The organism is Nocardia higoensis NBRC 100133, assembly GCF_000308595.1.
GTDB lineage: Bacteria > Actinomycetota > Actinomycetes > Mycobacteriales > Mycobacteriaceae > Nocardia > Nocardia higoensis.
Genome location: NZ_BAGA01000077.1, coordinates 241,406 through 258,332, shown reverse-complemented (window position 1 = coordinate 258,332; position 16,927 = coordinate 241,406). Strand labels below are relative to the sequence as shown.

The 16,927-nt window shown below is 68.5% G+C and carries 17 protein-coding genes; 11 read left to right on the top strand and 6 right to left on the bottom strand.

The window, feature by feature from the left end; genetic code table 11:
• Positions 1 to 131: 131 nt before the first annotated feature.
• The 3 genes from ON26_RS13665 (at position 132) to ON26_RS13655 (ending at position 4,144) form a co-directional block, all read left to right on the top strand.
• The gene (locus ON26_RS13665; protein WP_040796436.1) at positions 132 to 2,939 is read left to right on the top strand and encodes an aconitate hydratase; all 2,808 of its coding nucleotides are present in this window, start codon (positions 132 to 134) and stop codon (positions 2,937 to 2,939) included.
• Between the two features lie 79 nt (positions 2,940 to 3,018).
• A complete protein-coding gene (locus ON26_RS13660) occupies positions 3,019 to 3,399 on the top strand; it encodes a DUF488 domain-containing protein (RefSeq protein ID WP_040796435.1) in 381 nt (126 codons plus the stop codon).
• 52 nt (positions 3,400 to 3,451) lie between these two features.
• On the top strand, positions 3,452 to 4,144 hold the full coding sequence (locus tag ON26_RS13655) for a cation efflux transmembrane domain-containing protein (RefSeq protein ID WP_051027026.1): 693 nt from the start codon (positions 3,452 to 3,454) through the stop codon (positions 4,142 to 4,144).
• Between the two features lie 102 nt (positions 4,145 to 4,246).
• Here ON26_RS13655 and ON26_RS13650 read toward each other — a convergent pair whose 3' ends face one another.
• Entirely contained in the window at positions 4,247 to 4,606 is a 360-nt protein-coding gene (locus ON26_RS13650) for an Rv2640c family ArsR-like transcriptional regulator (RefSeq protein ID WP_040796434.1), read from the bottom strand.
• A gap of 98 nt (positions 4,607 to 4,704) precedes the next feature.
• Between ON26_RS13650 and ON26_RS13645 the strand changes: the two genes are divergently transcribed.
• Positions 4,705 to 5,175 (top strand): ArsI/CadI family heavy metal resistance metalloenzyme, encoded by a 471-nt coding sequence (locus ON26_RS13645; RefSeq protein WP_040796433.1) that lies wholly within the window; start codon positions 4,705 to 4,707, stop codon positions 5,173 to 5,175.
• A 126-nt stretch (positions 5,176 to 5,301) separates the two neighbouring features.
• Here ON26_RS13645 and arsA read toward each other — a convergent pair whose 3' ends face one another.
• A complete protein-coding gene (arsA, locus tag ON26_RS13640) occupies positions 5,302 to 7,059 on the bottom strand; it encodes an arsenical pump-driving ATPase (protein ID WP_040796527.1) in 1,758 nt (585 codons plus the stop codon).
• Positions 7,060 to 7,376: 317 nt separating this feature from the next.
• On the opposite strand from arsA, the gene ON26_RS13630 reads away from it, so the two are divergent.
• From ON26_RS13630 to ON26_RS32885, 3 genes are all read left to right on the top strand, one after another.
• Entirely contained in the window at positions 7,377 to 7,748 is a 372-nt protein-coding gene (locus ON26_RS13630) for an ArsR/SmtB family transcription factor (RefSeq protein WP_040796431.1), read from the top strand.
• On the top strand, positions 7,745 to 8,842 hold the full coding sequence (arsB, locus tag ON26_RS13625) for an ACR3 family arsenite efflux transporter (protein ID WP_040796430.1): 1,098 nt from the start codon (positions 7,745 to 7,747) through the stop codon (positions 8,840 to 8,842). The genes ON26_RS13630 and arsB overlap by 4 nt, the downstream gene beginning before the upstream one ends.
• Positions 8,843 to 8,969: 127 nt before the next feature.
• Positions 8,970 to 9,380: an arsenate reductase ArsC gene (locus ON26_RS32885; RefSeq protein ID WP_040796429.1), complete on the top strand. Its 411-nt coding sequence runs from the start codon at positions 8,970 to 8,972 to the stop codon at positions 9,378 to 9,380.
• A 172-nt stretch (positions 9,381 to 9,552) separates the two neighbouring features.
• Here ON26_RS32885 and ON26_RS34195 read toward each other — a convergent pair whose 3' ends face one another.
• Complete coding sequence (locus ON26_RS34195; protein WP_218000578.1) at positions 9,553 to 9,711, bottom strand: response regulator; 159 nt, start codon at positions 9,709 to 9,711, stop codon at positions 9,553 to 9,555.
• 27 nt (positions 9,712 to 9,738) lie between these two features.
• Positions 9,739 to 10,884 carry an FAD-dependent monooxygenase gene (locus tag ON26_RS13610; protein WP_040796428.1) on the bottom strand — a complete coding sequence of 382 codons (1,146 nt, stop codon included), beginning with the start codon at positions 10,882 to 10,884 and terminating at the stop codon, positions 9,739 to 9,741.
• A 104-nt stretch (positions 10,885 to 10,988) separates the two neighbouring features.
• Between ON26_RS13610 and ON26_RS13605 the strand changes: the two genes are divergently transcribed.
• The 3 genes from ON26_RS13605 to ON26_RS13595 all read left to right on the top strand — a co-directional run bounded on the left by ON26_RS13605 (position 10,989) and on the right by ON26_RS13595 (position 14,703).
• Positions 10,989 to 11,531, top strand: a complete 543-nt coding sequence (locus ON26_RS13605) for a TetR/AcrR family transcriptional regulator (RefSeq protein ID WP_040796427.1) — start codon at positions 10,989 to 10,991, stop codon at positions 11,529 to 11,531.
• Positions 11,532 to 11,739: 208 nt separating this feature from the next.
• Complete coding sequence (locus ON26_RS13600; protein WP_245545846.1) at positions 11,740 to 13,257, top strand: sulfatase family protein; 1,518 nt, start codon at positions 11,740 to 11,742, stop codon at positions 13,255 to 13,257.
• A 225-nt stretch (positions 13,258 to 13,482) separates the two neighbouring features.
• Positions 13,483 to 14,703: a cytochrome P450 family protein gene (locus ON26_RS13595; protein ID WP_040796425.1), complete on the top strand. Its 1,221-nt coding sequence runs from the start codon at positions 13,483 to 13,485 to the stop codon at positions 14,701 to 14,703.
• Between the two features lie 30 nt (positions 14,704 to 14,733).
• Here ON26_RS13595 and ON26_RS13590 read toward each other — a convergent pair whose 3' ends face one another.
• Positions 14,734 to 15,138: a DUF302 domain-containing protein gene (locus ON26_RS13590; RefSeq protein ID WP_040796424.1), complete on the bottom strand. Its 405-nt coding sequence runs from the start codon at positions 15,136 to 15,138 to the stop codon at positions 14,734 to 14,736.
• Positions 15,139 to 15,318: 180 nt separating this feature from the next.
• Here ON26_RS13590 and ON26_RS13585 point away from each other — a divergent pair, with 180 nt between their 5' ends.
• A complete protein-coding gene (locus ON26_RS13585) occupies positions 15,319 to 15,636 on the top strand; it encodes a hypothetical protein (protein ID WP_157171883.1) in 318 nt (105 codons plus the stop codon).
• A 138-nt stretch (positions 15,637 to 15,774) separates the two neighbouring features.
• Here ON26_RS13585 and ON26_RS13580 read toward each other — a convergent pair whose 3' ends face one another.
• A complete protein-coding gene (locus ON26_RS13580) occupies positions 15,775 to 16,926 on the bottom strand; it encodes an LLM class flavin-dependent oxidoreductase (RefSeq protein WP_040796422.1) in 1,152 nt (383 codons plus the stop codon).
• Between the last annotated feature and the right edge of the window lies 1 nt (position 16,927).

Sequence of the window (16,927 nt, the reverse complement as noted above, 5' to 3'; positions counted from 1 at the left end):
GGATCAGTAGGCCCGACGCTGCCGGCGCAGCGATGGTGATGCCCGGCAGCCCCTGATCAGGAGGCGCGTCACATGCCGGAATCGCAGCACAGCACCGAACAACCCGACACTGTAGCCGACGGGCCGCGATCATGAGCGGCAACAGTTTCCGGGCTCGCGATGTGTGGACCGTCGATGGCCGGGAGTTCACCATCTACCGGCTCGACAAAATCCCCACCGCGCACCGGCTGCCCTACAGCCTCAAGGTGCTGCTGGAGAATCTGATCCGCTGCGAGGACGGGCACCGGGTCACCGCCGAGCAGGTACGCGCGCTCGCCGCGTGGAACCCGGACGAGGTCGGCGCCACCGAGATCGCGTTCACTCCGGCGCGCGTGTTGATGCAGGACTTCACCGGAGTGCCGTGTGTGGTGGATCTGGTCGCGATGCGCGATGCCATGACGGCGCTGGGTGGTGATCCCGGCCGGATCAACCCGCTGATCCCGACCGAGCTGGTCATCGACCATTCGGTGATCGCCGATGTCTTCGCCAGGCCGGACGCGTTCGCGGTCAACGCGGAGTTGGAGTTCACCCGCAATGTCGAGCGTTACCAGCTGCTGCGGTGGGCGCAGCAGGCCTTCGAGAACTTCGCCGTCGTCCCCCCGGACACCGGCATCTGCCACCAGGTCAACCTCGAGTACCTGGCACGCGTGGTGTTCACCCGCGACGATCCCGACGGCGGGCCGCCGCTGGCCTATCCCGACACCCTGGTTGGTACCGACTCGCATACCCCGATGGTCAACGGGCTCGGCGTGCTCGGCTGGGGTGTCGGCGGTATCGAAGCGGAGGCTGCGATGCTCGGCCAGCCGATGAGCATGCTGATTCCGCAGGTTCTCGGAATCAAGCTGACCGGCGAACTGCCGGAGGGCACCACCGCCACCGATCTGGTGCTCACCGTGGCCGAGCTGCTTCGCCACACCGGTGTGGTCGGCAAGTTCGTCGAGTTCTACGGTCCGGGGGTGGCGAACGTGCCCTTGGCCAACCGCGCCACCATCGGCAACATGAGCCCCGAATACGGCTCCACCTGCGCGATCTTCCCGATCGACGCCGTCACCCTGGACTACCTGCGCCTCACCGGCCGCCCCGAACAGCAGATACGCCTGGTCGAGGCCTACGCCAAGGAACAGGGGCTGTGGCACGACCCCGACCACGAACCCGACTACAGCCGGCGCATCGAACTGGACCTGTCGACCGTGGAACCGTCCATCGCCGGGCCCAAGCGCCCCCAGGACCGCATCCCACTGGCACAGGCCCCGCACGTGGTCGCGTCCCTGCTGGACGGCCGGCCGTGCGAGCCCGCGAAGGCCGGGCTCGACGAGGCATCGGGCGAATCGTTCCCGGCCAGCGACCCGGTCGCCGTCGACCACGACCACGCCGTCGACGGACCGAACGCGCCCTGCGATTGCGGGCAGGAGCACCTCTGGCGCTCCGCGCCGCAACAGCTGTCGCTCCCCGACGGGACCGCCACGACGGTCGACCACGGGCATGTCGTCATAGCGGCGATCACCTCATGCACCAACACCTCCAATCCCTCGGTGATGATCGGGGCGGGACTGCTGGCGAAGAAGGCCGTGGAGAAGGGCTTGACCGCGAAACCGTGGGTCAAGACCTCTCTCGCGCCCGGTTCGCGGGTGGTCACCGACTACTACGCGCGGGCCGGACTCACCCCCTACCTCGACAAACTCGGGTTCTCGCTGGTGGGCTACGGATGCACCACCTGCATCGGCAACTCCGGGCCGCTGATCCCGGAGGTCAGTGCCGCCATCGCCGCCGGTGATCTCACGGTGTGCTCGGTGCTGTCGGGCAACCGCAACTTCGAGGGGCGCATCCACCCGGAGACACAGATGAACTTCCTCGCCTCTCCGCCGCTGGTCATCGCCTATGCGTTGGCCGGCACGATGCGTGTCGACCTGTTGCACGACCCGCTGACGACCGCCCCCGACGGAACCCCGGTGTACCTGCGTGACATCTGGCCGAGCACAACCGAGATCGAGGAGGTCGTCGCCGCCAACCTGCGCTCGCAGATGTTCACCCGCGGCTACGCCGACGTCTACGCCGGCGACCGACGCTGGCGCGAACTCGACGTCGCGGGCGGGCAGGTCTTCACCTGGAACGACGAATCGACCTACGTGCGCCGGCCGCCCTACTTCGAGGGCATGACCCGCGACCCGCAACCGGTCGACGACATCACCGGCGCCCGAGTACTGGCGGTGCTCGGCGATTCGGTGACCACCGACCACATCTCCCCTGCCGGGACAATCAAACGCGACGGCCCCGCCGGGACGTACCTGCAGGAGCACGGCGTCGCGCCGGAGGACTTCAACTCCTACGGCTCGCGCCGCGGCAACCACGAGGTGATGATCCGCGGCACCTTCGCCAACATCCGGTTGCGCAACCAACTCGCCCCCGGCACCGAGGGCGGGATAACCCGGCACCTGCCCGATGGGCAGCAGATGAGTATCTTCGACGCCGCGACCGCCTACGCCGCCGAGCAGGTGCCGCTGCTGATCCTCGCCGGAACCGAGTACGGCTCCGGCTCCTCACGCGACTGGGCCGCCAAAGGCACACGGCTACTCGGCGTGCGAGCGGTATTGGCCCGCTCCTTCGAACGGATCCACCGATCGAACCTGATCGGCATGGGGGTGCTACCCCTGCAATTCGCCGACGACCAGTCGGTGCGAACACTCGGACTGACGGGTGAGGAAACGTATTCGATCACCGGGCTCACCCAGACCGACACCGCGGATGCCTTCCCGCGGCAGGTGACCGTCCACGCTGTCGACAAGGCCGGGGACACCCGGGAATTCCCCGTCACCGTGCGGATCGATACACCCGCGGAGGCCGCCTACTACCGGCACAGCGGCATCCTGCATTACGTGCTACGTCAACTGCTCACAGACTGAGGATCACCTGGCGGTCGCCGCACCGAGGATCGCAATCTCACCCCACCGACTGCGCACAACAAGTCGAACAGGAGACACCATGACCGGTCATGTCACCGTTCGCAGAGTCTACGACCCGGTGTCCGACACCGACGGGGCACGGGTTCTGGTCGACCGGATCTGGCCGCGCGGGCTGCGCAAGGACAGCCTCGACCTCACCGAGTGGCTCCGCGATATCGCACCATCCACCGAGCTGCGGCAGTGGTACAACCACGAGCCCGAACGATTCACCGAGTTCCGGCGCCGCTATCTGGCCGAACTGGCCACACCGTCCCACCGCACCGCCGCCGATCACCTGCGCCGGATCGCCGCCGACGCCGACGTGACACTGCTGACCGCCACCCGGGACGTAGACCACAGCCAAGCAGCGGTCCTCGCGCGCTGGCTCACCGAAACCGACACCCCCGGCCGGCCGCGCTGACCGCGACCCGCCCCACCGGGAGCGCGAATACGGCCGCGCTCGGGATGCCTCGATGTCGTCGCCGGTGAAGCACGATCCCGATCCGGATCGCCGGGCCGTGCTGGCGCGGCGGATCCGCTGGTTGGTCGCCGCGACCATCTCCTACAACATCATCGAGGCGATCGTCGCCCTGACCGAGGGCGCGCGCGTGTCCTCGACCGCACTGATCGGGTTCGGCTTGGACTCGGTCATCGAGGTGTCTTCCGCGGCGGCGGTGGCGTGGCAGTTCGCGGGCCGCGATCCGGAGAAGCGGGAGAAGATCGCTTTGCGGGTCATCGCGTTCTCTTTCTTCGCCCTCGCCGCATACGTCACCATCGACTCGGTTCGCGCCCTGCTCGGCATAGGCGAGGCCCGGCATTCACCGATCGGCATCGGGTTGGCCGCCGCGAGCCTGGTGATCATGCCGATGCTGTCCTCGGCGCAGCGCCGTGCCGGGCGTGAGCTGGGATCGGCTTCCGCGGTCGCCGATTCGAAGCAGACCCTGCTGTGCGCCTACCTCTCGGCGGTTCTGCTGGCGGGGTTGCTGCTCAACAGCCTGTTCGGCTGGTCCTGGGCCGACCCGATCGCCGCACTGGTCATCGCCGTCATCGCCGTGCAGGAAGGCGTCGAGGCATGGAGAGGCGCTGCCCGCTGCCCCGCGCCGGCCACGCACGCCATCGACGACCAGGGCGCCGGTCGCGATCGCGACGGACACACTTCCCACTGAAGACGAACACCCGGCCCGAACGCAGCACTCGCCCCCGCCCGGGCTGCGGCCGCCGGATCGGGGATGGTGACCGCTATCGGCGGCGGACGTGGTTCCGAGGGGTCAGCTGCAGCAATTGGGATCGAGGACCAGGCACAGGGCGGCAAGTGCGTCGCGGCGGGCGCGGTGGACGACGTTCATGCCGCGCCGTTCGGACTCGACGAGACCGGCCTTGCGCAGCTGCGAAAGGTGGTGGCTGACAGTGGATTCCGACAGGGATACCGCGGCGGCGAGGTCGCCGCCGTTCTCCTGTCCGGCGGGACTGGTCAGCAGCAGCGACATCAGCTTGACGCGGACGGGGTCGGCGAGCGCTTTGAGGCGCAGCGCCACTTCGAGAGCCGCGGTGTCGTCCACGGGACCGGCCGCGACGGGCGCGCAGCAGACCGGGGCGGACATGTCGATCATGGGCAATGCCTTGGGCATGTCGCCGAGACTACCAAGGTTATTGACATATGTCGAAAAAGTGGCAGACTCGGCATCGTCAGATTTTCGACATATGTCTCACACTCGGAGGTTGTGCCATGTCCCGTGTCCAGCTCGCCCTCAACGTCGACGACCTCGATCAGGCCGTCACCTTCTATTCGACCCTGTTCGACACCGAGCCGGCCAAGCGCAAGCCGGGCTATGCGAACTTCGCGATCGCCGAGCCTCCGCTGAAGCTGGTGCTGATCGAGAATCCCGGTCACGGCGGCAGTGTGAATCACCTCGGGGTCGAGGTCGAATCCTCCGAGCAGGTGCACGCCGAGATCGCGCGGCTGTCGCAGGCCGGATTGTTCACCGAGGAGCAGATCGCGACCACGTGTTGCTTCGCGACCCAGGACAAGGTGTGGGTCACCGCGCCCGACGCCGAGCGCTGGGAGGTGTACACGAAGCTCGCCGACAGTGAGACCTTCGGCGCCGTACCCGAATTCGCCGGCGCATCGACCGATGCGGAGGCGGAGACCGGGTGCTGCGGTACCGCCGCGCAGGCCGCCACCGAGGACGCGCGCTGAGGATCGGCCAGGAAGCGGCAGGCGGGCGCCGACGCCACCGGGCCGGGTGCGGCCACCCGATGGTCGTACCCGCCGAGAACTTCGGCGGTGCGGTCCGGGATGGGGCGCAGACCCGGGCGCGGGGGCTCACCGTCCGATCGCGGTGTGGGTGAGAGCGGCCAGAGCGGGGATGCCGACGGGCTCCTCGGGGAGCGCTGGGATGACCGCGTAGCGGTCGGTGCGGGTGGCGACCCGGTGGATCTGGTCGAGTTCGGCGGCGGCGCGGTGGCGCAGCAGGGGATCGGTGGGCGCGGCGGCGGCGAGACTGTTGTCCACGACCCACGCCCAGGGATGGATGCCGGCGCGTTCGAGATCGCTCTGCAGGTCGGCGGCCTCGAGGACGGGGGTGGTTTCGGGCAGGGTCACCAGCAGGACTTTGGTTGCGCGGGGATCCTGCAGTCGCATGAGTGGGGTGACGAATCGGGTGCCGGGCGCCATCTGGCGCACGATGTCGCGATGGTAGGAGCCGGTGGCGTCCAGCAACAGCAGGGTGTGGCCGGTGGGTGCGGTGTCGATGACGACGAACCGGCGCCGGGATTCGGCGATGACGTGGGAGAACGCCTGGAAGACCGCGACTTCGTCGGTGCACGGGGAGCGCAGGTCTTCGGCGAGCGCGGCACGGCCGGCGTCGTCGAGACCGGCGCCCTTGCCCGCCATCACGCGGGCCCGGTAGTCGGCGACGGCCCTGGCGGGGTCGATGCGGGAGAGCTGCAGGTGCGCCGAGCTGCCCGCGACGGTCTCGGCGAGGTCGCCTGCCGGGTCGGTGGTCGACAGGTGCACGTCGTGGCCACGCCCGGCCAGTGCGACCGCGACCGCGGCGGCCACGGTGGTCTTGCCGACCCCGCCCTTGCCCATACACATGATCAGGCACGGCCCGTCGCGTTCGATCTGCTCGACCAGCGCGCCCAACGGCGCATCGGCCACCGCCGCCACCGCAGGGCGGGCCGGCACGGCATCGGCGGTGGGCGGGGTGGGCTCGAACAGGGTCGCCAAGGCATCGACACCGACGATATTGCCGGCCTGGAGCTCTATCAGATCCCGCGGTAGCTCCCGGACGCTCGCGGGCATGCCCTCGAGCGCGGCGCGCTCGCGGCGGCGGGTCGCGGCCACGAGCGGGTCGCCGGCATCGACCTGCTCGGGTAGCACGCCGTTGATCACCACATACTGGTCGGCCAGCCCGACCGAGGCCAGCTCGGTGCGGGTGCGGGCGATCTCGGCCAGCGTCGACCGGGACGGGCGCGCTACCAGGACCAGACGGGTGCGGTGCGGGTCGGCCAGTGCGGCGACCGCGGCGGCGTAGACGGCTTTCTGCTTGTCCAGCCCCGACAACGGGCCCAGGCAACTGGCGTCGCCGCCGCCGGTGAGGAATTCGCTCCAGCTCCCCGGCAACTGCAACAGTCGAATGGTGTGCCCGGTAGGCGCGGTGTCGAACAGCACGTGGTCGTAGTCGCCGGTCTCGTCGGTGAGCAGGGCGGTGAACTCGTTGAACGACGCCACTTCGGTCGTGCACGAGCCCGACAACTGCTCGGTCATCGACGCGATATCCGCTTCCGGCAGCACATCGCGCATCGGCTCGAGAATCCGCTCGCGGTAGGCGGCCACGGCTTGCTCCGGATCGATCTCGAGCGCCCACAACCCGGGCACGCCCGCAACCGCGGTCACCGTGTTGCCCACAGTGATGCCGAACACCTGCCCCACATTCGAGGCCGGGTCGGTCGACACCAGCAGCACTCGCCGCCCTGCCCGCGCCAGCGCCACCGCGGCGGCGCAGGCGATCGACGTCTTGCCCACTCCCCCTTTGCCGGTGAAGAAGACGAACCGGGGCACACCGGCCAAAAACTTCATCTCACCCACCGTGTCCGACACCTCCACGCAGCGACGTTGATCATCTACCTGAATGTGAGCCCTCATCCGATCACACTCCGGCCACGCCCGGCAGGGCCGAACGTCCCGCCGATCCGCGTCGATCACCGTCGCCATTGCGACCTCGAGCGCGGCCGACGCCGCCGAGCAGCTGCCCGCCGAGTCCACCGATCGCCGGTCCACCGATGTCGGGCTCGTCGAACCGGCCTGGTCGACAGATCGAGACTGCCGCAGGCATCGGCGAGACCGTCACCGGAAGTTCACTTGCCTATCGGTTCGATCATAGTCAATATCGATGCATGTCGAAATCAGAATGGGCGGTGGCGCCTGAGCCGCAGTGCGCCGCGGCGCCGCTGGCGCGTGAGCCGCTGTCGGCGCAGTCCGCGGCCGAGCTGGCGGGAGCGTTCAAGGCGCTGTCCGATCCGGTGCGGCTGCGGGTGCTGTCGGCGATCGCCAGCCGGGCGGGCGGCGAGGCGTGCGTGTGCGATGTTTCCGAGGGCATCGACGTCAGCCAGCCCACCATCTCCCACCACTTGAAGGTGCTGCGCGAGGCGGGCTTGCTGACCAGCGAACGCCGCGCTTCCTGGGTGTACTACCGGGTGGTTCCCGAAGCGCTGCAACGACTCTCGGCCGTGCTCGCGGCCGAAAGCGGGCTGGGGGTGCACGCGTGAGCGCCACGGTCGAGCACCCCGCCGTGGTGGGGAAACTGTCGACACTGGACCGGTTCCTGCCGGTCTGGATCGGCGTGGCCATGGCCGCCGGTCTGGTGCTGGGGCGGGTCGTGCCGGGGCTGGGCGAGGCGCTGTCGGCGGTCGAGATCGACGGGATCTCGCTGCCGATCGCGCTCGGGCTGCTGATCATGATGTACCCGGTGCTGGCCAAGGTGCGCTACGACCGCCTCGACACCGTCACCGGCGACCGTCGTCTGCTGGCCGGGTCGCTGGTGCTGAACTGGGTGATCGGCCCGGCGCTGATGTTCGCGCTGGCCTGGTTGCTGCTGCCGGATCTGCCCGAGTACCGGACCGGGCTGATCATCGTCGGGTTGGCCCGCTGCATCGCGATGGTGATCATCTGGAACGACCTGGCCTGCGGTGACCGCGAAGCCGCCGCGGTGCTCGTCGCGTTGAACTCGGTGTTCCAGGTGCTGATGTTCGCGGTGCTCGGCTGGTTCTACCTGTCGGTGCTGCCCGGCCGGCTGGGGCTGGAACAGGCGACCATCGAGGCCTCGCCGTGGCAGATCGCGAAATCGGTGCTGATCTTCCTCGGCATCCCGCTCGTCGCCGGGTTCCTCACCCGTCGCGTCGGCGAGCGGGCCAAGGGCCGCGACTGGTACGAGTCCCGCCTGCTGCCGACGATCGGGCCGTGGGCGCTGTACGGGCTGCTGTTCACGATCGTGATCCTGTTCGCCCTGCAAGGCGATCAGATCACCTCCCGCCCCTGGGATGTCGCGCGGATCGCGCTGCCGCTGCTGGCGTATTTCGCGATCATGTGGGGCGGCGGCTACCTCTACGGCCGCCTGATCGGTCTCGGCTACGAACGCACCACCACCCTCGCCTTCACCGCGGCGGGCAACAACTTCGAACTCGCCATCGCCGTCGCGATCGCGACCTACGGCGCCGCCTCCGGCCAAGCCCTCGCCGGCGTGGTCGGCCCGCTCATCGAAGTGCCCGTCCTCGTCGGCCTGGTCTACGTCTCCCTCGCGCTGCGCTCCCGCTTCGCCCGTATCGACACCGACACCGACGCTTCGGCCGGAGCGGCCCGCTGACCGCGACACCGTGCGCGGCATCCGCGACGACCTGGCAGATCCGGGTCCTCGCCGTCGTACCCAACTCGGCGTCGCCGAGCAGAGCCTTGCCGTCCCCATAGAAGAATCTCGAAAGGTAGTGCCCCGCATGGCATCCAAGCCCAGCGTGCTGTTCGTGTGCGTCCACAATGCCGGACGCTCCCAGATGGCCCAAGGCTTCCTCGCCCACCTCGCCGGCGACCGGATCGAGGTCCGCTCCGCAGGTACCGCCCCCGCCGAGCAGATCAACCCCGCCGCGATCGAGGCGATGGCCGAGCTCGGCATCGACATCACCGCGCAGACCCCGAAGATCCTCACCCCCGACACCGTGTCGACCTCCGATGTGGTGATCACCATGGGCTGTGGGGACACCTGCCCCTACTTTCCCGGTGTCGACTACCGGGACTGGAAACTCGACGACCCCGCCGGGAAGGGCGTCGACGCGGTGCGCCCGATCCGCGACGAGATCCGCGCACTCGTCGAAGAACTCGTCGCCGAACTGCTGCCCGCCCGCGCCTGAGCGCACCCGCGAGACCGGGTTCAGCAGTCGGTCGGCGACCGTCGGCGCCAGCGTGCTGCGTCCGGCTGCCGCGGGCCAGGTCCTCGGGCGGAGCATCCTCGAGGAGGTATCCGGTCGCGCCTGCTTCGATGGCGGGCAGCCGTGACGGCGTCGGAATCGTAGGTGGCGCCCATCAGTACTCGGGGGCGCCCTGGCGGGCGGTGATCCGGGCGGTTGCTTCGGCACCGCCCATGCCCTTGCCGAACCGCAGGTCCATCAGCACGACGTCGATGTCGCCTTCGGCGGCGCGGGTGATCGCCTCCTGTGCAGTGGCGGCTTCGGCGCGTGCCATATTCGTTTCCGGTTCGTCCTCGCCGGCTCAGCGGTACACCAAACCGCTGAGCCGGCGGGCCAGCGCCAGCCTGATCGCAGGAACCCGGCCGGCCAGGCTCAACGCGACGTTGCGGATCGGGCGCAAGGCCCGTGGCAGCGTCGCGAGCCGGGTCAGCCGATCCGTAATCGCCACAACACCTTTCGCGATCGGGCGACGAACCGCGCTGTAGTTGTCCAGCAGGCTGTCCGGCGCACCGGCGAGGACGGCCGCCAGCGCCTCCGCCAACGCGATGCCGTCCTGGATCCCCAGATTCATGCCCTGCCCACCCGCCGGGCTGTGCACGTGGGCCGCGTCGCCGGCCAGGAGCAGCCGGCCCGCACGGTACGTGTCGGCCACCCGGTGGTGGATACGGAACCGGGAGCCCCAGACCACATCGGTGACGATCATGCGGCCCGTGCCGATGCGGTCGTCCAGAAGCCGCTGGACGAACTCCGCCGTCGGCTCCTCGGGTGCCTCGGCAACCGGCGCGACGATGCGGTGGGTGCCGTCGGGCAGGGGCGCCACCACTGTCATGCCCTCTCTCGCCCAGAAAAGGGCGACCTCGTCGGTGGGCGCATCGCCGGTCAGCCGCACGTCGGCCAGCACGAATGATTCGTCGTAGACGCTCCCCTCGAACGCGATGCCCGCCTGTTCGCGCACGATGCTGCGGATGCCGTCGGCACCGACGGCGTAGCGCGCCCGTACGACCTCGCCGTTGTCCAAGGTCGCTGTCACGCCGTCGGCGTCCTGAGAGATCGCGGTGACCGTCCTGGGGCGCTCGACGGAGCCGCCCAGCTCGACGAGCCGGTCGAGCAACAGTCGCTCCGTGGTCGATTGCGGAACCAGGAGGGAGTAGGGGTATTTCGTCGGCAGTCCGCTGAAATCGACCGGAACGAGCGTGCGGCCGCGGTCGCGGATCGTGAACAGCGAGGCCTGCACGCCTTGCTTGACCAGTCGGCGAGCCACGTCGAGATCTTCGAGAACCTCCAGCGTGCGCGCGTTCACCACCGCTGCGCGCGAGGTGTTCGCGCCGGCGGCCTGGCCGTCGACGATCATGGTCGCGACTCCGCGCGCCACCAGCGATGTGGCCAGCGTCAGTCCGGTCGGCCCTGCTCCTATGACGAGGACATCCGTGTCGTAGGTGTCATTCATCGCCTTCTCCTGATCTTTCCGAACTGTCTATGCCAACGCTTGTTGGCATAACTATGCGCCCCCGTGGGGCGTAAGTCAACACTTGTTGGCCTACAATCGTTGGCATGCGTAGATCGTCGGAAGAAACCAAAGGCGTGATCCTGGCCGCGGCGCGCGAGCAGTTCGCCAAATCCGGATTCGAACGGGCTACCATCCGCGCCATCGCGGCGGAGGCCAACATCGACCCGTCGATGGTGATGCGGTACTTCGGCAACAAGGACCAGCTGTTCGCCGCCGCCGCCGACTTCGATCTGGACATCCCAGATCTGTCCGGCACCGAGCGCGACCAGCTGGGCGCCCAACTGGTTTCGCATTTCATGAATCGGTGGGAGCGCGACGAGGCCCTGGTCGTGCTGCTCCGATCGAGCGCTACCAACGCCGAAGCGGCACTACGGATGCAGGCCATGTTCGCGGATCAACTGCTGCCCGCGATCGCGAAGATCAATCCGGTGTCGCCGCAACGCCGGGCAGGGCTGGTCGGGACGCAGATGCTGGGTCTGGCGTTGTGCCGCTACGTGTTGGCGCTGCCACCCGTCGTCGCCATGTCGCACGACGAGACGGTCGAGTGGCTGGGACCCACGATTCAGCGCTACCTCGACGCGCCCTGAATTCTCGGCGGTGCCGGCCCTCGGCTCGAGATGGGTCGACGGTTCACTCTGTGATCTCGACCAGGTGCCCGCCGAGGTTACGACCCTGGCCAGCTCCAACCCATCGCCGGACACACCCCCGCTGACCACCGGTTTTCCCGGATCCGCCCTCTAGGCTCGGCGGCGACCGCGCCCCACGCCGACTTTGTCGAGATCAGAGGAGTTCGGGTTGTTCACTCTGCGTATCGCACGACGAGCACTGACCGCCTCGCTGGTCGTCCTGGCGGCATCGACGCTATGCGTCTGCGCCGCATCGGCGGAGGTCGACAACCGGCCCAATGTGGTGCTGATCCTCGCCGACGACCTGGATTCGCTGACCACGCCGGTGTGGCAGGCGATGCCGCACACCGCCACGCTGATCCGGGATCGCGGCGTCGAATTCACCCACGGATTCGCGCCGTTGCCGATCTGCTGCGGGGCCCGCTCATCGATCCTGACCGGTGAATACGGGCACAACACCGGAGTGCTGACCAATGCCGGACCCGCGGGCGGCTTCCGGGCATTCCGCGCCAAGGGCAACGAAACCCGCACCTTCGTCAAGGCGCTGCACGACAGCGGGTACCGGACCGGCATGGCGGGTGAATACCTCAACGGCCTCGAACACTCCCCCGGCCATATCCCGCCCGGGTGGGACGACTGGAACGCCGGTATCGACGACTCCCTCTACACGGGCTACAACTACACCCTCAACGAGAACGGCACCTCCGTGAAATACGGTGGGGCGCCGCAGGATTACCAGACCGATGTCGTCGCCGAGAAATCCCGGCGCTTCATCACCGATTCGGCCGAATCCGGGCAGCCGTTCTTCTGGTATGCCGCGTCCACCGCACCGCATTCCCCGCTGCCACCCGCGCCGCGCCATATCGCCGAGAGCCGGCCGACGACAGCGCCGCGCTCGCCGAACTTCCAGGAGGCCGATGTCTCCGACAAGCCCAGTTGGCTCGTCCACAGCGCCGATGCCAGGGCCGCCGCGGTCGAGGCGACCAACGATGCCGACTACACCGCCCGGCTGGGCTCGCTGAAAGCGCTCGACGAGATGGTGGCGGGCATTGTGGCGACCCTCGCCGACACCGGTGAACTCGACAACACCTACCTGATCTTCACCTCCGACAACGGTTACAGCCTCGGCGCACATCGCCTGGACCAGAAGATGGCGCCGTATGAGGAATCCATCCGGGTGCCGCTGGTGATCGCAGGCCCCGGCATCACGAGCACCTGCACCGCGGCCATGGCGCTGTCGATCGACTTGGCGCCGACGATTCTCGACTGGGCCGGCATCGGTGCGCCGGATCGGCTGGACGGTCGCTCGCTGACGCCCGTGCTGCGGGGTGACATCTCGCCGTGGCGGGCGGATTTCCTTGCCGAGTACGGCGGCGCCGGCTACACCGGCCGGGACGGCATCGCCCAGGAGCAGATCGTCGCGGAGGATACACCGCCTGCCGATGTCTTGGACATTCCGTCCTGGGTCGCCATCCGCAACCAGCGCTACCTCTACGTGCGCTGGTACGAACGTGAGCGACCACTCGCGGATCGCAAGTACGAGCTCTACGACTTGGAGGTCGATCCCTACCAGTTGACCAATCTCATCGATACCCCCGCGGGCCGGGCCGCGCACACCGATGTCGTGGCCGGACTCGATCGTCGGTTGAGTGAACTGAGATCCTGCGCCGGGGCGACCTGTCACTGAATCCGGCGCCGAGCGGGTGCCGGGCACGGCCCCGGCGTTCGCTCGCTCAGCCCGCGACGCGACTTCGGATCGGGCGGTTCCCTCGCGAACCGATCGGGCCCGCGATGCCGCGAGACGAACACCGGATCGTCGAACATCTCGCCTGCGGTGGGCTAGGGTCCGAGGCGGCCTGTCCAGAACTCGCCGCCCGCGAACCCGCACCACCCCCTTGTGTTTTGGAGAACGATGTCCGCACCGCCGACCAATCCCCATCGAGTCGACGGGGAGCGCATCAGTTTGTACTCGCCGGAGTGCACCGAGGATCCGCATCGGGTTTACCGGGAGATGCGGGAGCGGTTCGGCTCGATCGTTCCGGTCGAGGTCGCGCCGGGGGTGCCCGCCACGCTGGTGATCGGGTATCGCACGGGGTTGAACATTCTCAACGATCAGGAGCGGTTTCCGTCCGATCCGCGGGCCTGGGAGGCGACTGTGCCCGCCGACTGCCCGGTGCTGCCGGTGTTCCGGTGGCGGCCGAATGCCTCGCGCAATTCCGGTTACGTGCACGAGCGGCTGCGGCAGGCCACCACGGCGGCTGTCGCCAGCGTCGATATGCATGCGACGCACGCGCTCGTCGAGCAGTTCGCGATGCCGTTGATCAACGGCTTCTGTGAGACCGGAGCCGCCGATCTCACGATGCAGTATGTGGCGCCGCTGGTCTACATGGTGGTGAACCAGCTGGTCGGGTGTCCGGCCCATATCAGCGCGAAGGCGGCCGCGGCGACGGCCTCGGTGTTCGAGGGAGCGCCGGTGGCGGAGGCCAGCCGCGCGTTCGAGCGGGCGCTCGGCGAGCTGGTCGGCTACAAGCGCGCCCATCCCGGCGCCGATATCACCACGGCATTGCTGCGCCATCCCACCCGGCTCGACGACGAGGAGATTCTGCACCAGGTGCTGCTGTTCTACGGCGTCGGCATCGATCCGGTGCAAGCTCTGATCGTCAACGCCTTGCGGCTGCTGCTCGTCGACGACCGGTTCGGTGAGCAGATCGCCGGCGGCGCGATGTCGACCCGGGATGCCATCGACCGGGTGCTCTTCGACGATCCGCCGCTGCCGAACCCCTCCATCGTGTATCCGAAGCAGCCGATTCTGCTGGATGGTGTCTGGCTGCCGGCGAATCAACCGGTGATCGTCAGCCTCGCCGGATGCAACGACGATCCGGAGATCGCCGGCGAGGATCATGCCGGTAGTCGAGCGCACCTGGCCTGGGGCGCCGGGCCGCACACCTGCCCGGCCCGGTCGCTCGGTTATCTGATCGCCGAGTGCGCGATAGATCAACTGCTCGACGTGCTGCCCGATATCCGGCTGGCCGTTCCCGCCGAGGAACTGCGGTGGCGGCCGGGACCGTTGCATCGCACGCTTGCGGCGTTGCCGGTCGTGTTTCCGCCCGCGCCGCCGCTGCCGATCACCTGAGCGATGGACCGAGCCCAGCGACGGCGGGGCTCACTGTTTGTCGGACAACAGCTTCAACGCCGCTTCCAGGCGCGCCGTCGCTTCGGCGGCGATCACCCCCAACTCCGGTTCGCCGGTGACCTGCACCATCAAGGCCGGGTTCATCGCCTCGACGAGGATGGTGTCGGGGTCGGTGGAATCCCGGCGGACGACGACATTGCAGGGCAGCAGCACGCCGATCTGCCGGTCGAGGCCGACCGCGCGGTGCGCGAGGGCGGGATTGCAGGCGCCGAGGATGCGATAGTCCTCCATATCGACATCGATCTTCGTCTTCAATGTGGCGCGCATGTCGATCTCGGTGAGGATGCCGAAGCCTTGACTCGCCAGGGCTTCACGGGTGCGTTCGATCGCTTCGTCGAAGCCGGTGCGCATGGTGGTCGCGAGTGCCAGGGCCATTGCAGGTGCTCCTTTCCGCACGGGTGTCGGTCGTTCCTGCTCGGGGGCGCGCATCCGTGATGCCGACTGTAGTCCTCCGGCGCGCGCCGGGGGCGCCGATGCGACCTGCGCATAACTGGAACATCGACCTGCGCCCTAGTTAGTATGTGAATGACAATTCTTCGACAGAGGAGCGCAATGATGCGTACCGAACTTCGTCTCGCCGCCGCCTCGCTGGCAGCCGCGACTCTCGTGGCCACCGCGGCAGGCGCCACGGCCGCCCCGATCGACTCCGCGCCGACGCCGGGCCCATTGGCGGAGATCGCCGAGGGAACCGGCTCGTCGGCACTGGATTCGATCCCGGCTGGGGTGGATACGGGCTCGTACTACCTCCAGCAGGGCAATGTCATCGGACTCCTCGCACTGCTCGTCAACCTGCCCTTTGCGATCGTGTTCGGCGATGTGTGCGAGTGGACCACGGGCTCGGCCTGGGACCCGTGCGGGCGGCCGGGCTACTAAGTTACCTTCTGTTCTCACCAGGTCCGGTTGCCTGGACCTGGTGCGGACATTCGCACTGCGGCCGCGAAGTGCTCGCGGCCGCAGTGGCGCGAGGACACTTCGACTCGGTTCCGCCGACGGCGCCGATCGGTCTGCCGGTCAGCGAGAGGCCGCGGCGAAAGGCACCACGGGCACGGACAGCCGGCCCGGGGACGGGTGCGTCCAGCGGCCGCGGCGAGCCAGTTCGGGCAGCACGCCTTCGCCGAACCGATAGGCCTCTTCCAAATGCGGATAGCCCGACAGCACGAATTCGGTGATCCCGACCGCGGCGTATTCCTCGATGAGGTCGGCTATCTGCTGATGGGAGCCGACGAGCGCGGTCCCTGCGCCGCCACGGACCAGGCCGACGCCCGCCCACAGGTTCGGGTGGATCTGCAGCCCGTCCTTGGTGCCGCCGTTGAGCGCAAGCATCCGCCGCTGCCCTTCGGATTCGCTGCGCCGCAGGCCGCTCTGAACCTGGCGGATCTGCTCCTCGGAGATTCCGGCGAGCAGCCGATCGGCCTCGGCCCACGCCTCTTCGGCGGTGTCCCTGGCGATGGAGTGCAGGCGGATGCCGAAGCGCAGTTCGCGGCCGTGGCGTTCGGCGGCTCGGCGCAGCGTGTCGATCTTCGCGGCGACCGCGGCCGGCGGTTCGCCCCAGGTCAGGTAGACGTCGACGTGCCGGGCGGCGACCGCGAGCGCCGCGGGCGAGGAGCCGCCGAAGTAGATCTCGGGGAGCGGATCGGGGATCTGGGCGAGTTGGGCGTCCTCGAGCCGGAAGTAGCGGCCGTCGTGGTTCACGACCTCGCCGGACCACAGGGCTCGCACGATCTCGAGGTATTCCGCGCAGCGGGCGTAGCGGTCGTCCTTGTCGAGGAAGTCGCCGTACATGCGCTGTTCATGGCTTTCGCCGCCGGTGACGACGTTCAGCAGCAGTCGGCCGCCGGTGAGGTTCTGGAAGCTGCCTGCCATCTGGGCGGCCAGGAAAGGAGCGGTCAGGCCGGGGCGGAAGGCCACGAGGAACTTCAGACGCTCGGAGACGCTCGCCAGCATGGCGGTGGTGATCCAGGCGTCCTCGCACCACGCGCCGGTGGGGGTCAACGCACCGACGAAGCCGAGTTGCTCGGCAGATCTGGCGATCTGGCCCAGATACGGGACGGAGGCCGGGCGGGCGCCCGCACCGGAGACCGCGGTGCCGTGGCCGCCGCCGACGATGAAGCGGCCGTCACCGCCGTTGGTGGGCAGGAACCAGTGGAAAGTCAGCTCACTCATC

Coding starts and splice junctions, on each gene's coding strand:
- ON26_RS13665 (WP_040796436.1), top strand. CDS start 132: ATGAGCGGCAACAGTTTCCGGGCTCGCGATGTGTGGACCGTCGATGGC.
- ON26_RS13660 (WP_040796435.1), top strand. CDS start 3,019: ATGACCGGTCATGTCACCGTTCGCAGAGTCTACGACCCGGTGTCCGAC.
- ON26_RS13655 (WP_051027026.1), top strand. CDS start 3,452: ATGTCGTCGCCGGTGAAGCACGATCCCGATCCGGATCGCCGGGCCGTG.
- ON26_RS13650 (WP_040796434.1), bottom strand. CDS start 4,606: ATGCCCAAGGCATTGCCCATGATCGACATGTCCGCCCCGGTCTGCTGC.
- ON26_RS13645 (WP_040796433.1), top strand. CDS start 4,705: ATGTCCCGTGTCCAGCTCGCCCTCAACGTCGACGACCTCGATCAGGCC.
- arsA (WP_040796527.1), bottom strand. CDS start 7,059: ATGAAGTTTTTGGCCGGTGTGCCCCGGTTCGTCTTCTTCACCGGCAAA.
- ON26_RS13630 (WP_040796431.1), top strand. CDS start 7,377: ATGTCGAAATCAGAATGGGCGGTGGCGCCTGAGCCGCAGTGCGCCGCG.
- ON26_RS32885 (WP_040796429.1), top strand. CDS start 8,970: ATGGCATCCAAGCCCAGCGTGCTGTTCGTGTGCGTCCACAATGCCGGA.
- ON26_RS34195 (WP_218000578.1), bottom strand. CDS start 9,711: ATGGCACGCGCCGAAGCCGCCACTGCACAGGAGGCGATCACCCGCGCC.
- ON26_RS13610 (WP_040796428.1), bottom strand. CDS start 10,884: ATGAATGACACCTACGACACGGATGTCCTCGTCATAGGAGCAGGGCCG.
- ON26_RS13605 (WP_040796427.1), top strand. CDS start 10,989: ATGCGTAGATCGTCGGAAGAAACCAAAGGCGTGATCCTGGCCGCGGCG.
- ON26_RS13595 (WP_040796425.1), top strand. CDS start 13,483: ATGTCCGCACCGCCGACCAATCCCCATCGAGTCGACGGGGAGCGCATC.
- ON26_RS13590 (WP_040796424.1), bottom strand. CDS start 15,138: ATGGCCCTGGCACTCGCGACCACCATGCGCACCGGCTTCGACGAAGCG.
- ON26_RS13585 (WP_157171883.1), top strand. CDS start 15,319: ATGCGTACCGAACTTCGTCTCGCCGCCGCCTCGCTGGCAGCCGCGACT.
- ON26_RS13580 (WP_040796422.1), bottom strand. CDS start 16,926: ATGAGTGAGCTGACTTTCCACTGGTTCCTGCCCACCAACGGCGGTGAC.